Origin of the sequence: Emergencia sp., assembly GCF_048465375.1 — a bacterium.
Classification (GTDB): domain Bacteria; phylum Bacillota; class Clostridia; order Peptostreptococcales; family Anaerovoracaceae; genus Senimuribacter.
Map to the genome: position 1 here is coordinate 100,014 of NZ_DBFWLQ010000018.1, position 13,386 is coordinate 113,399.

Here is a 13,386-nt window from a genome sequence, read left to right on the forward strand (position 1 = left end):
GCAGCCTTTAAAGGGCTGCTTGTTTCTTTAGCAGATAAATTCTCACCGCAGTGGATAGTTCTCCATAGAACTCAAATTCCGTCTTTTTACCGGCGCCAATCAACTCTCTCACTTTCGCCAACCGATAACGGATTGTATTCTGGTGACAGTTGCATTCTAAGGCCGTACTTGTGATATCACCATTATTAACCACCAGGGTAATAACAGTATTGAGATATTCCTCCTTATCCAGAATCGGCCGCAAAATGCTTTCCGAAAACTCATTCAGTGCATAGCTGTCCTTCAGCGGAATGAGATATTTGAAGGAGCCGATGTTATTAAAAGTTCCATAATCCTTGCTGTCCGTCACACTAGCTGCAAAAGTATGATAGGCCTCTCGCAGGCAGCGATCCAGTTCCTCATAAGGGTGATAGATATTACCCCGCGAAATATACACTTTTTCTTCGTCAATGGACAGGCTCTCCATGGCTTCACTCAGAATCAGCTGAAACTTTTCGTCCTCATCATAGGCGCTGGTCAATATGATAAATAAGCCTTTGTTATATTTACAGAGCATCGCCTTATTTTTCAAACTTTTGTTGAGATAGAAATTCCTAAAAATTCTCGACATATCCAGCTTTATGCCCTTTGCAGAAGGTTTGATATATACGGCTACGGCATTTTTCTTAAAAAGAAGGGAAATGCTCTTGCTAATTCGCAGCACCTCCTCTTTGGGCAGTTCATTTTCAATCATTTTTTTGATATTCTCTTCTGCCAGAATCTGCGTGTCATCCCTTTGGACAGCCTCCATGATTTCATAGATGATGTTTTCAAAATAACGATCCGGCCCAAAGGAAAAAATCGGCAGATTATTTTCATTTGAAAAGGCGACGACTTCTGCAGGCAATTCATCATAAATCACGCGTTTATAAGCAAAGGCGGATATTCCCAAGTTGTACAAGTTCTGTACAGCATCGAGAATCCGGCTGCTGTCATTCTGTGCAAAGAGCAGACTGGAGATGACAAAACTGTCTTTGTCGAATGCATTGTCATTGTGGTAGTCCACATCCGGTGCAAATTCATAGTCAGCGATCCCCGCTGAGCAGACAACCCTGTCCATGCCCTTTTCTCCAGAGACTAGCTTAAATCCCTGCAGGCTCTGTAATTGTAATAACTCTTTTACCTTCAGTGCCATAAGTCTTCCTTTCTAATAAACACTTTTTACATTGTTGTATGATATTCCCTCTGAAAATCATCTTGATGTCATGATGCAGTAAATGCCTCCTTGTGGCAATACCTTCTGTTCCTTCGTTCATTATAACATTGATATGGTAAAAAAACATCCGCGAATATTTCTTCCGCGGATGTTTCTGTGCTTATTTTTATAAGTTCTCAATTCCCTGTTTTAGTTCTTCAAGACTGTCTGTCAGCTCTTCTGGCAGCTGATCAAACTTACTGTAAAACGCTTCTATATCTTTTATCTCACTCTGCCAAGCCTCTTTGTCGACTCGCAGTAATTTCTCCATCTCCTCCGCAGTAATATCCAACTCTTCCAAGTCGAGGTCCTCCGGCCTTGGCTCATAACCCAGAGGTGACTCCATTGCGCCGACAGTGCCCTTGCATCTGTGTAACATCCAGAGGATCACTCTCAGGTTGTCGCCGAATCCTGGCCATAGGAATTCGTCATTTTCGTCAGTGCGGAACCAGTTCACGTGAAAGATCTTTGGTGGATTGGTCATTTTCTTGCCCATATCAATCCAGTGCTGGAAGTATTCAGCCATGTTATATCCGCAAAATGGCAGCATCGCCATAGGGTCATGTCTTACTACACCTACTTTGCCGTTTGCCGCTGCTGTTGTCTCGGAGGCCATTGCCGAACCGATGAAGACACCGTGGTTCCAGTCCTTTGCCTCGTATACCAGCGGTTCTGCCTTCGCTCTCCTGCCGCCAAAGATGATTGCAGAAATAGGTACGCCCTCTCCTGTAAAAAATTCATCTGCAATGGTCGGGCAATTTTCTGCCGGAGCAGTGAACCTGGAGTTGGGATGTGCTCCCTTTTCGGCAGAAGTCTTGCCGTTCCAAGGGTTTCCCAGCCAGTCTTCGCCGTTTTCCGGCGGGTTCTTGTCGAGTCGTTCCCACCAAACTGTATTATCATCAAGATTTCTTGCTACATTGGTAAAAATCGTGCCCTTCTTCGTTGTCTGCAGCGCATTCGGATTGGACTTTTGGTTCGTTCCCGGCGCGACTCCAAAAAAACCGTTTTCTGGATTTACCGCATAGAGACGGCCGTCTTTTCCAATGCGCAGCCACGCGATGTCATCACCTACTGTTGAAATCTTATAACCTTTTTTCTTAAAGTAATCAGGAGGCGTCAGCATTGCCAGGTTGGTTTTGCCACAGGCGCTTGGAAATGCACCACAGACATACTTGCTCTCTCCTGCTTTGTTCTCTATCTTCAGAATCAGCATGTGTTCTGCCATCCAGCCTTCTTGTTTGCCAAGATATGAACCGATTCGAAGTGCCAGGCATTTCTTGCCCAGTAAAACATTGCCGCCATAGGCTGAATTGATAGACCAGATTGTATTATCCTCTGGAAAATGTGCAATATATTTTTCCTGTTCGTTAATCTGCGCTTTGGAGTGGAGGCACTTGGTAAAGTCTGCACCTCGATTCAATTGGTCAATGACCTTCTGTCCAACGCGAGTCATAATCGCCATACTCAATACAACATAAATAGAATCTGTAATCTCAATACCGATTTTTGCGAATTCAGTGCCGACGACTCCCATAGAAAATGGGATGACATACATGGTTCTCCCTTTCATGGAATCCTTAAACAACTTGCCCATTTTTGCATACATTTCTTCAGGATTGGCCCAGTTATTCGTCGGACCCGCATCCTCTTTTCTGCTGGTACAGATTACCGTTCTTTTTTCGTCTCTTGCAACATCTTTTGGGTTTGTGCGGTAGTACAGACATCCTGGCAGTTTCTCCTGATTCAATTCCAGCATCTCACCAGTTTCCAAAGCAATCTTCTTGATCTGATCGAGCTGCTCTTCACTGCCATCAATCCAAACAATATCGTCCGGTCTGGTCATTTCCGCCATTTCTTTCACCCAATCGTTAACGGATTGGTTTGTTACCATTGTCATAAATTTTTCTCCTTTTCTCCTTTTTATAACAATTTCAGGCCGCTTCGGCGGAAGCAGTCTACTATATGATTTTCATACAAGCACCATTCTATACCACTTTGCAGCTTTTGTCACGGAAATTTTTCACCCTATTTCAGTTCCATATATTCACTCATCATACACACGCCGTATGCCCCCGCATCGATACATTGCCAGGCGTTTTTTTTGCAAATGCCGCCTATTGCAAAAACTGGAATACCGACGCTGCGGCAGACAATCCGCAGTGCTTCAAGCCCTCTCGGCGGAACGCCTTTTTTACAGTCAGTGGCAAAAACATGCCCATATATAATATATGACGCACCTAAGTTTTGTGCGCACACAGCCTCTGCTTGAGAATGTACGGAAATCCCCAGGCACGGCAGTTCTGACCTGGCTCGGCAATCCAGTGCCTGCGCTATCTGCAGAGGCAGTTGGATGCCCTGCGCTCCCAGCTTTACTGCTAATTCTGGCCTTCCGTTGAAATAACAAGGAACGTTTTCTGCCCTGCAAATCGCCATCACCTTTATGGCGAGACGTTCATAAGCTTCTTCTGACAAATCTTTTTCTCGCAGAATCAGTGCTGCAGGCTTTGTGGCAACAACTTTTTCTATCTGGCAGAGAAAATCTCCCTGGGCCAAATGGCGATTTGTAACACAGATTTTCCTACACATAAATATAGTCATTGATGACAGGCTGCAGTCCTTCTTCTTCTATGTCGTTATACATCTGTGCAAAACTTCGACCGTCGGCAATTTCAAACTGCTCATCACCAGCGTCATCAATCTCCTTTCCTTCGTATTTCCCTTCATGATCTCCGATACCCGTTGAAACGCCTGCAGAAATCTTTGTGGCAGCAATTTTTACAATGCCGTTTCGAAAGGATTCGTTTTCTCTAGAAGAAACGGTAATCCCTACATACGGCAGGAAAATGCGATAAGCGCAAAGTACCTGGCAGAGCTGTCGTTCTCCTACGTCCATGGGGTTGATCCGCTCGTTGTTGATGATGGGGCGCAGCCTTGGACAGGAAAGGGAAAATTCACCATGAGGGTATTTACGCTGGAGGTAATACACGTGAAGAGCTGTTGCCAATGCATCTTTTCTAAAGTCTGACAAACCGAGCAGCGCTGAAAAGCCTACTCCTCTGACCCCTCCCATAAGTGCTCGCTCCTGTGCGTCAAAACGATAAGGAAAGACTCGCTTGTGCCCCATCAGATGCAGCGTCTCGTACTTGTCCCCATCGTAAGTCTCTTGAAATACAGTGACATAGTCCACGCCACATTCATGAAGATACTCATATTCATCCACATTGACAGGATAAATCTCTACGCCGATATTTCGAAAGTATTTGCGTGCAATCTTGCAGGCCTCCCCGATATATTGCACGCTGCTGACTTTGCGGCTCTCCCCTGTCAAGAGCAAAATCTCTTCCATGCCAGAATCAGCAATGATTTTCATTTCTTTTTCCATTTCCGCATAACTCAGCTTCTTTCTATTGATGTCGTTGTAACAATTGAAACCGCAGTAAATGCAGTAATTTTCACAATAGTTTGCTATATATAGAGGCGTAAAGATATATACAGTATTCCCAAAATGTCTGCTGGTTTCCGCTTTTGCCCTATCCGCCATTTTCTCTAGAAAGGGCTGAGCTGCGGGTGACAGCAGGACTTTGAACTCTTCAATTCCGCAGGTTTCCTTTTCAAGAGCTCTCTTGACGTCATCGGCCGTATAGCTGCCATAATCGTAGTCGTTCATCTGGCTTAAAACCCTGCCCATGATGTCAGAGTGAATCTGCTCCATGCCTTTCATGTATTCCATATGATTCGTTCTCGCTGAAGGATCACTTTCGATGCGATGTTTTTTCTCTAGTGCCTCAGAACTCAATCTCTGTGAGTCGACAAAGAATAAACTATTTTCCATCTCTCTCCTCCTAATCTCTCAAAAAGCCTGTCAATGGATCTGAAGCCGCCGCACCTCTTTCCAGAACACGCCCCAGTCCTGATAAATAGGCATCTCTGCCCGCTTCAATAGCCTGGCGGAAGGCAGAAGCCATGGCTGGAATATCGCCGGCTGTGGCGATAGCTGTGTTTGCCATTACCGCCGCTGCGCCCATTTCCATCACTTCGCAGGCCTGTGATGGCTTTCCAATGCCTGCGTCAACAATAATCGGCAGGTCTATTTCATCAATCAAGATTTGCAAGAAAGCTCTTGTAGCCAGTCCTTTGTTGGACCCGATAGGGGCGGCCAAAGGCATCACCGCTGCTGCACCAGCATTAACCAAATCCCTTGCGGCATAAAGGTCGGGATACATATAGGGCAGTACGACAAATCCTTCTTTTGCCAGTATTTCTGTCGCTTTGACAGTTTCTACATTGTCTGGCAACAGATATTTGCTGTCTTTCATAATCTCGATTTTGACGAAATCGCCGCATCCTAACTCTCTGGACATTCTAGCGATTCTGACTGCTTCCTCTGCGTTTCTGGCTCCGGAGGTATTTGGCAGAAGGGTTATATTCTCAGGTATGTAATCCAGAATATTTTCACTTTCTCTGGTGTTGGTTCTTCTCACTGCCAAAGTTATAATTTCAGCCTCTGCCTGCTCCACAGCTGCTTTGATCAGTTCCATGGAATATTTGCCTGAGCCTAAGATAAATCTCGAAGAAAATTCTTTTCCTCCTAATACGAATGTGTCTTTTTTCATCGTTCATCTTCCTTTCCTAAAATAAGTCTCACAATCATATTTGCTTGGTGAGCTCCACAAATCATGACTCGCGGTGCCATCAAGCCGTATTCCCTGCAGATTTCTGATTCTCCATCACCGCAGAGATAAAAGTGAGATGTAATTTTTCTCGTCTGAATTGCATTGCTGTCTCCAAAGCCTGCCATTCCAGAAGCTCCTACCAGATATTTCCCCGGCAATTTCTCTAAAATACAGTTTGTCAGCATGGCTTTCTCTTCCGCTGCATCAAAGGCTTCACAGATATACACGTCCTCTGCCAAGAGCTTTGGTATGTTTTCTTCCGTCAGCCTGACAAAATCAATGCGAATCTGGCTATAAGGGGAAAACCGCAGAATTTCATCTCGCAAGGCCTCTGGTTTAGGCTTGCCCAAATCACATAACGCATATTGCTGTCGGTTCAAATTTGAGAGGTCTACACAGTCAAAATCAATCAGGTGCAATCTGCTTATGCCAGTTCTTGCAAGGGCGATAGCGATGGCTGAACCCAATCCGCCTAGGCCGCAGACGGCAACTTTAGCTGCCGAAATCTTGTCCTGTATAGGCTTGGTATGGCGTCGTTCCAAAGTGTTTTTAAGTTCTTCTTCCGTTGGTATCACAATCAGCCACCTCCTACAAAACTCACAATTTCTATTTTATCGCCATCACAGATAACTTTCGTCTCATAACTTGTCTTTGGCACGATTTCCCCGTTGCACTCTACTGCAATCCGTCTCAGCGGATATTCAGTCTCTTTCAGATATTCCATCAAAGTCTTTCCTTCTGCATCAGTCTCTCTGCCGTTAATCTTTACCATGGTGTATGATTCTCCTTTCTACTGTCTTAGGCATATAACGTCTCGTTCAGCTCCCACATGCAAACAAAAAGCCACACAAAGATTCGCACCCGTGGTGGTGCGCCCCTTCGTGTGGCTTTAAAGTCAACACTCTTTTACTATTTTATAATTCTATGCGGTCAAAGTCAAGTCCTTACCTGCCAGAATCAGCAGCACGATTTGCATTTCTTTAATTTTTCGTCGTGCTCACTGACGATCTTCTTGAGCACCTCTACATCCTCGCAAACCAGGTCCACCTTGTCTGCCGACATCTGATACCGAAACGAAGTGTCCAGATAGCATGTCTCGATATTGGACAGACCCGGTACAATCCTGGTTTCCTGACAGATTTTTAGCTTCATCAGTTCGCTGTTCATACGCTGCAGTTCCAGCTTCATCCAGTTGATGTCCTTCTCTAAGCTGGCAACACTCTTCTCCAGATCGGCAAATCTGGTTTCCAGGTTCGTCATACGATCTTCCAGATTCGTCATACAATCTTCCAGGTTCGTCATACGATTTTCCAGGTTCGTCATACAATTTTCCAGGTTCGTCATACAGTCTTCCAAGTTCGTCATACAATCTTCCAGATTAGCCACCCGGTCATCCACTGCATCCAATTTTTTACCGATAGGCTGCAGCTTCGTATCTAACTTGGTATCTATCATTTGCGAAAGCGCTAATAAGTCTTCATTGGTCAAAGTCATAAAATTCCTCCCTTCCAATGCGGCATAGGTGTCTTCCATTAATTAAAATAAGCATAGCACATTCGTATGGGGAGTTCCAGTTGTTTTTGCTCTCATAAAAGAAGTAATACTATTTTGATTTTCCCCTTTAAGTCATTCACTACTCCCCTACAAATTAAAAAAATATAGCCAACTGCGCTTGCGGACACAGTTGGCTGATTATCATTCTATTTTTAGAATTCTGAGTAGAAATTATCCGATCTAGTAATTGTTGTCTTCGGCGCAGGATCCAGCTTCTTATCTGCAATTCCGAGGATGACTTCTGGCTGTACCCAAGGTCTGTCTTGAATCCCACTGGTCTCCTCGTGAGTCAAATATCCCTTATACGCAGTCAGACTCCGTCTCAGATAACCGTTTTTAACACATGCTTTCTCTAAGCCTTCGTTCATGATAGACTGGAAGTGTGGCAGTACGGAGGCGGCATACGCCACAGAGGCAGAACCTGCAATCGCCCCTGGAATATTGCTGACACAGTAATGTACGACACCCTCTTCGATATATATGGGATCGTCATGTGTGGTTTCGTGAAAGGTTTCGATGCAGCCATAGTCGTTACTTACGTCAACGATGACCGAACCCCTGCGCATCGAGGCCACCATCTTCCGATCAATCATAAAGTCCGCAGCATTCTTCGGCCATCTGACACAGTTGATGACCAAATCTGTCGTTGGCAGTTCCTTCGCGATATTGTATTTATTAGATATAACGGTGTTTACTTTTCCGTCATACTTTGCGGAAATCTCACGCAGTGCTCCAATATTCACATCGGCTACAGTAACCCAAGCCCCCATAGTCTGAAGCACTTCAATGGCACCTTTACCAACGGTTCCACAGCCGCATACTAATGCTTTGATGCCCGGAGCTGCGCCCAAACCGCTGACAAATTTCCCACTGCCACCGTTAGTGCTCATCATGGACCAAAGCCCCATAAAGGCGCCGGCTTTGCCTGCCGCCTCACAGTTTGGAGAACCGTATCTATGAGAATCTTCTGCTGTAATGGCAATGACTTTCTTCTCAAGCAAGGCATCGACCTCTTCCTTGTGAGCCGCCGGATGGATGCAGCAGTAGATCAACTGTCCCTCTCTCATCAATTCATATTCACTCGCTTCTATTTCCTTGACCTTTGCCACGAAATCACAAGTCTGCCAAATTTCCTCATTTCCCATCGTAATCGTCGCTCCAGCCTTTTCGTATTCCTCGTCATCAAAACCAGCAGCGTACCCAGCCTTACTTGCCACATATACGTCATGTCCATCTTCTGTCAGAATGCTGACCTCTGCGGGCGTCGCTACAACACGGTACTCCCCGTTTTTAATGTCTTTTAATACGCCAAATTTCATTTCTATACTTCCTTTCCCCTTGCCTCCATGGACAAAACCCATCACAGAAGGCAACAATATGCGCGATAATATTTACTGTCATATTCTAACTGCAAATGCTGTGCCATCCTATATGTAAATAAAAACGTTGAACAATCAACGTTTTTATCATTATCATTTCACAAAAGTGCCAATTTATGAGCGGGTTCGGCTAACAAATTGGCGTTTAGCGGATTTGGTATTCCTTTACTTTACGGCTCAAAGTCTGCCTTGGAACCCCTAATACCGCAGCCGCCCTGGTAATATTCCCTTCTGTCTTCTGAAGAACGTTTTTTATGATATTTCGCTCATAGTCTGCTACCAAGTCCGTCAGCGGCATATCGCTGTCTTCAAAGTCAGCTGTCTTCTTGTCCAGCATATGAAGCCTGCTTTCAATATGGCGCAGTTCCAAAATATCCGCATGATCCTCTGCCATGCCTACGCCGTAGGCTACTGTATTTTCCAGCTCTCTCACGTTACCATTCCACTGATATTGCCCCAATTCCTCATAAAGCTTTTTCGAGACCTTATGAATATTTTTCCCAAACAAATTATTGTACTTACTGATAAAATAATTCGTCAAGAGAGGAATATCTTTTTTTCGTTCTCGCAGCGGCGGTATCTCCAGAACCATCACTGCCAATCTATAATACAGATCCATCCTGAACCTTCCCTCTGCTACAATCTTTGCAGGTTTTTCATTAGTAGAGGAAATGATGCGGACATCGACCTTTTTTATTTGTTTTTCACCAACCCTTCTGAACGTTCCGTCTTGAATCACTCTGAGAATCTTAGGCTGCAGTTCAAGGGGCATAGAGTTGATTTCGTCTAAAAAAAGCGTCCCCCCATTAGCCAGTTCCAACAGTCCCATGTTATCTACCGCGCCCGTAAAAGCGCCTTTTGATGTGCCAAAAAGAATGCTCTCCATCAGATTAGCCGGTATGGACGCACAGTTTTGTACGACAAAAGGCCTGCCCTCTCTCTTACTGGCGTTGTGGAGGGAGTGAGCCACAAGTTCTTTACCAGTCCCTGTTTCTCCATAAATTAATACAGGCATGTCTGTCTTGGCCAATTTGACGATGTTATCCCTCAATTCTAACATTTTGCTGTCACAAGTCTGAATATCCTCTATCCTGTACCTGGCTTCATCAGAGATGTGTCCCAGACTTTCCACATTGTTATAAGCAAAGAGGACTTCATCCATAATCTCAACTCCATCAAGTGCCTGCTGCTCATTTCCAGATACAGACAGATCGATAGCACCTACCACAGTGCGCCCAGATTTGATCGGTATGGACAAGGAAGTAATTTCGATGGGTTCCCGATCTGCGCTTTTAATAATCTGGTTTTCCATGTAAACCGGCATACCCCTTTGCATTGCAATATAAGCCGTACTGGAGCTTTCATCGAGATTCTCGTAAATGTCGAGAAACTTCTTTCCGACAACTTCGTAGTTCTCATCTTTCGTATCCAATTTGTTGTTAAACTTGGCTGAGAAAAGAATCTCGCCTTCCACGTTAATAATCGTAATCCCCTCTATATATCCTTTGCCGTTAAAAAGCTTGTTTATAAAATCCATGGCACTTCTCCCTTGCATCCAATTATGGTATCTTTATTGTACTTCGTCTTTGAAAAGGAGTCAAATCAAAAAAGGCGAAAACCGCCTCATTATGAGACGGTCCGCCTGTGATCGATAAATGGATTAATTATTAAGATGTACGATTATAAGGAAGTAAAGCCCAGAATTAAATATCCGATGACTGCCAGTGCACCGCAGATCAGCGAGTACGGCAGCTGGGTCTTTACGTGGTCGATGTGGTCAGCTCCTGCACCCGTGGATGCCAAAATCGTCGTGTCTGACAGTGGTGAGCAGTGGTCTCCGAACACGCCGCCGCCAGCGACTGCGGCAAAGCAGGCAACGACCAGTGTGGTCATCGTATCATTGGTATATGCAAAAGCGAGTGGTAGTGCAATCGGCATGCAGATCGCAAAGGTACCCCATGAGGACCCGGTTGCGAAAGCCATGACGGCAGCAACGACAAAGATGATTGCTGGCAGCACAGCAGGTGACAAGAAGCTTTCACAGTTTTCGATGATATAATTAGCAGTCCCCATATCAGTAGACAGCTTGTTTACAGAATAAGCAAGCGCCAGCAGCGTTACGGCAGGCACACCGCTTTTGATGCCCTGGGTAACTGTCTCCATGACTTCCCTAAAGGGAATTCCCTGAATCAGCATGCTGATTGCCATAAGGATCACTACGCCCAGGAATACTTCCATAGTCTTCGCAGACTTTAATACGAAAAATGTCGCCATGGCACCTGCGATAATCAGAATGACTGGCAGCACGAAGTTCAAAAATACTTTTGGAGCGATGCCTGGATAAGGTTTCATCTCCAGCAGTTCCTTTCCAATCAGAGGCGTCGCTCCATCTCGGAGAACTTTGCCTTCGTTGATGGCTCTCAGTTCTGCCTTCTTCATCGGACCAAAGTCTTTGACAATACCGCTAGCGACCAATCCCACCATGATCACTGCAAACAGCGGATAGAAATTAAGCGGGATAGCCTTGATGAATAATCTCTGTGCATCTGACTGTGACACGATACAGCCGACACCTACGGCTAATCCCATCAAGTATGCAGCCCAGCCCGTAATGGGCACCAGCACGCTGACTGGCGCAGCCGTAGAATCTGCTATGTAAGATAACTTTTCCTTAGAAATCTTTGCTCTGTCAGAGATATCTCTCATAACGGTTCCCACGAACAGCGGGGAGAAAGAGTCTGAAAAGTAAACAAAAATTCCTAAAAACCAGGCGAGAAGCTGCACGCCTTTTCTTTTTAAATTTTTGCTGTGCACCCAGTCCGAAAAAGCCTGAATGGCACCTGTCTTGTGGAAAAATGCTACGATAATTGCGATATAAAGATTGAGCAGCATAACCCAAGAAAAGCCAGTAGTACCTGTGGCCTCTTTAATCAAGGTCGGCAGTCCCATAATGCCCTGACCCGCCGCCAAAGTACCTACCAGACACGCCGCAATCAACGCTACGATGGTATTCTTGGTAGCAAAAGATAATACGATTGCGATGATAGCCGGTAATAGGGATATCCAGCCCATTGTTTCAAGATCCATAAAATAAACCTCCTTTGTACGTTCTGCTACATATATATTGCAAATTATATGCCACATTTAGACAATTTGCGACATGTTGGAATTGGAAGGTTTCTCTCATAGCGCTATTTCTTTTTCTCATCAGTGTGCCAATTTTTGGGTCATCAATGCCCAAATCTGGTCTTTTCTTTCTTGAAGACTGTTCCCTCCTGGAATGCCCCTGCTGCGAAAAGACCTTGGAAATTATAGTAATATGGTAAAAAAAACAGAGCATACCCTTCGTACACCCTGTTATTCATCTGGTCGCTCTGCTAATGTCCCACTTTGCTTAACTTAATGACATTGCTTACGAAATCTCATTCTTCAATTACATCCTATTTAATATAAGCTTTCTCTACATAGGGGCTGGTCGCTGTCTTCAGCATGCCGCCGTATCCCAGCTCAAATTCCACGATATCGCCTACCTTGTATTCTCTGTCACAGTGGGTCACGTCGAGGATGATATGGTCGGAACTGCCTCCCATGATTTCCACCTGGGGATCGCATGGCGTCATGCTGCCCAAATCCGTATCCTGTTTGCCGATACCTATGATGGCCCTCTTTATGATCCCTCTGTCCTCATAGTACGGCTTTTCACCGAAGGCGTCGACGCCGACTTCACCAATCGGAAGAGATGGTTTTTCTTTCAGTTCGATAATCTGTGCCTGCAGAACCAATCCGTCGCTGACCGTCCCCGGCAGCTTTGTCTCATAGGCCGTATCGTTGCCCAGTAGGAAGGACTCTCCTAATCTTAAATTGTTAATGCCTGCTGGCAGCTCGCCTTTGTCGACTAGATAGATGGAACTGGAGTTTCCACCGGATACCATTTCCAGTTTGATATCATACTTCTTTTCTAAATCCTGAGCGATGGCAACTAACTGAGAGAGGTTATCGTTTTTCGGAATGATGGCGCCATAGCAGGTCAGGTTGACACCGATGCCATAGAGATTGATGTTCTCCATCTTGAGAATCTCTTCCACCGCCTCATAAATCAACTCTTGATTTTGAAAGAAAATCCCTTCACGTAAATCTCCCAAATCAATCATCAGCAGGACGTCGTGAACTTTACCGACTTTCGCTGCTTCCTCATTGAGCAATCTGATGGTGGACAATTCCGAGTTGAAAGAAAGATCTACATATTTCACTACATCGGCTACTTCGCAATGCATAGGGATACGGAGCAGCACCGTTTTCTTTCCATTAGCCTTTGCTGTATCGGCAAACCCTGCAATATTCTTCACTCTAGAATCTGCAATAAAATCAACATTTGGATTTTCTGCTACCATCTTTACCATTTCTCTGTCTGCACAAAGCCCTTTGGTGACAATCATCAGAGAACACTTGCCGTGATCCTTTGTAATCGTTGCACAAGCGTTTAAGTTGTCTTCAAGTTTCTTCAAGTTGATCATCAATTTTGGATACATAATTTCTCTCCTTTTTA

The 13,386-nt window shown here is 44.9% G+C and carries 12 protein-coding genes; all 12 read right to left on the reverse strand.

The window, feature by feature from the left end; all coding sequences use genetic code 11:
• Nucleotides 1-7: 7 nt before the first annotated feature.
• The 12 genes from ACMQ5W_RS12490 to orr all read right to left on the reverse strand — a co-directional run bounded on the left by ACMQ5W_RS12490 (nucleotide 8) and on the right by orr (nucleotide 13,369).
• A complete protein-coding gene (locus tag ACMQ5W_RS12490) occupies nucleotides 8-1,174 on the reverse strand; it encodes a PucR family transcriptional regulator ligand-binding domain-containing protein (RefSeq protein WP_419025451.1) in 1,167 nt (388 codons plus the stop codon).
• A 187-nt stretch (nucleotides 1,175-1,361) separates the two neighbouring features.
• Nucleotides 1,362-3,131, reverse strand: a complete 1,770-nt coding sequence (locus ACMQ5W_RS12495) for a phosphoenolpyruvate carboxykinase (GTP) (RefSeq protein WP_419025452.1) — start codon at nucleotides 3,129-3,131, stop codon at nucleotides 1,362-1,364.
• Nucleotides 3,132-3,259: 128 nt separating this feature from the next.
• A complete protein-coding gene (locus ACMQ5W_RS12500; RefSeq protein WP_419025453.1) occupies nucleotides 3,260-3,820 on the reverse strand; it encodes a thiamine phosphate synthase in 561 nt (186 codons plus the stop codon).
• Complete coding sequence (gene thiH / locus ACMQ5W_RS12505) at nucleotides 3,813-5,066, reverse strand: 2-iminoacetate synthase ThiH (protein ID WP_419025454.1); 1,254 nt, start codon at nucleotides 5,064-5,066, stop codon at nucleotides 3,813-3,815. The genes ACMQ5W_RS12500 and thiH overlap by 8 nt, the downstream gene beginning before the upstream one ends.
• Nucleotides 5,067-5,076: 10 nt before the next feature.
• A complete protein-coding gene (locus ACMQ5W_RS12510) occupies nucleotides 5,077-5,847 on the reverse strand; it encodes a thiazole synthase (RefSeq protein WP_148494461.1) in 771 nt (256 codons plus the stop codon).
• Nucleotides 5,844-6,482 (reverse strand): sulfur carrier protein ThiS adenylyltransferase ThiF, encoded by a 639-nt coding sequence (gene thiF, locus ACMQ5W_RS12515; protein ID WP_419025455.1) that lies wholly within the window; start codon nucleotides 6,480-6,482, stop codon nucleotides 5,844-5,846. The genes ACMQ5W_RS12510 and thiF overlap by 4 nt, the downstream gene beginning before the upstream one ends.
• A 2-nt stretch (nucleotides 6,483-6,484) precedes the next feature.
• A complete protein-coding gene (gene thiS / locus ACMQ5W_RS12520) occupies nucleotides 6,485-6,679 on the reverse strand; it encodes a sulfur carrier protein ThiS (RefSeq protein ID WP_419025456.1) in 195 nt (64 codons plus the stop codon).
• Between the two features lie 185 nt (nucleotides 6,680-6,864).
• Nucleotides 6,865-7,401 (reverse strand): hypothetical protein, encoded by a 537-nt coding sequence (locus ACMQ5W_RS12525; RefSeq protein ID WP_419025457.1) that lies wholly within the window; start codon nucleotides 7,399-7,401, stop codon nucleotides 6,865-6,867.
• Nucleotides 7,402-7,613: 212 nt separating this feature from the next.
• Complete coding sequence (locus ACMQ5W_RS12530; protein WP_419025458.1) at nucleotides 7,614-8,780, reverse strand: alanine dehydrogenase; 1,167 nt, start codon at nucleotides 8,778-8,780, stop codon at nucleotides 7,614-7,616.
• Between the two features lie 205 nt (nucleotides 8,781-8,985).
• Nucleotides 8,986-10,377: a sigma-54 interaction domain-containing protein gene (locus ACMQ5W_RS12535; protein ID WP_419025459.1), complete on the reverse strand. Its 1,392-nt coding sequence runs from the start codon at nucleotides 10,375-10,377 to the stop codon at nucleotides 8,986-8,988.
• A gap of 143 nt (nucleotides 10,378-10,520) precedes the next feature.
• Nucleotides 10,521-11,927 (reverse strand): Na+/H+ antiporter NhaC family protein, encoded by a 1,407-nt coding sequence (locus ACMQ5W_RS12540; protein ID WP_419025460.1) that lies wholly within the window; start codon nucleotides 11,925-11,927, stop codon nucleotides 10,521-10,523.
• Between the two features lie 353 nt (nucleotides 11,928-12,280).
• On the reverse strand, nucleotides 12,281-13,369 hold the full coding sequence (orr, locus tag ACMQ5W_RS12545; protein WP_419025461.1) for an ornithine racemase Orr: 1,089 nt from the start codon (nucleotides 13,367-13,369) through the stop codon (nucleotides 12,281-12,283).
• Between the last annotated feature and the right edge of the window lie 17 nt (nucleotides 13,370-13,386).

Bases quoted from the DNA above. Each gene is read 5' to 3' on its own strand.
- ACMQ5W_RS12490 (WP_419025451.1), bottom strand. From the start codon at position 1,174: ATGGCACTGAAGGTAAAAGAGTTATTACAATTACAGAGCCTGCAGGGA.
- ACMQ5W_RS12495 (WP_419025452.1), bottom strand. From the start codon at position 3,131: ATGACAATGGTAACAAACCAATCCGTTAACGATTGGGTGAAAGAAATG.
- ACMQ5W_RS12500 (WP_419025453.1), bottom strand. From the start codon at position 3,820: ATGTGTAGGAAAATCTGTGTTACAAATCGCCATTTGGCCCAGGGAGAT.
- thiH (WP_419025454.1), bottom strand. From the start codon at position 5,066: ATGGAAAATAGTTTATTCTTTGTCGACTCACAGAGATTGAGTTCTGAG.
- ACMQ5W_RS12510 (WP_148494461.1), bottom strand. From the start codon at position 5,847: ATGAAAAAAGACACATTCGTATTAGGAGGAAAAGAATTTTCTTCGAGA.
- thiS (WP_419025456.1), bottom strand. From the start codon at position 6,679: ATGGTAAAGATTAACGGCAGAGAGACTGATGCAGAAGGAAAGACTTTG.
- ACMQ5W_RS12525 (WP_419025457.1), bottom strand. From the start codon at position 7,401: ATGACTTTGACCAATGAAGACTTATTAGCGCTTTCGCAAATGATAGAT.
- ACMQ5W_RS12530 (WP_419025458.1), bottom strand. From the start codon at position 8,780: ATGAAATTTGGCGTATTAAAAGACATTAAAAACGGGGAGTACCGTGTT.
- ACMQ5W_RS12535 (WP_419025459.1), bottom strand. From the start codon at position 10,377: ATGGATTTTATAAACAAGCTTTTTAACGGCAAAGGATATATAGAGGGG.
- ACMQ5W_RS12540 (WP_419025460.1), bottom strand. From the start codon at position 11,927: ATGGATCTTGAAACAATGGGCTGGATATCCCTATTACCGGCTATCATC.
- orr (WP_419025461.1), bottom strand. From the start codon at position 13,369: ATGTATCCAAAATTGATGATCAACTTGAAGAAACTTGAAGACAACTTA.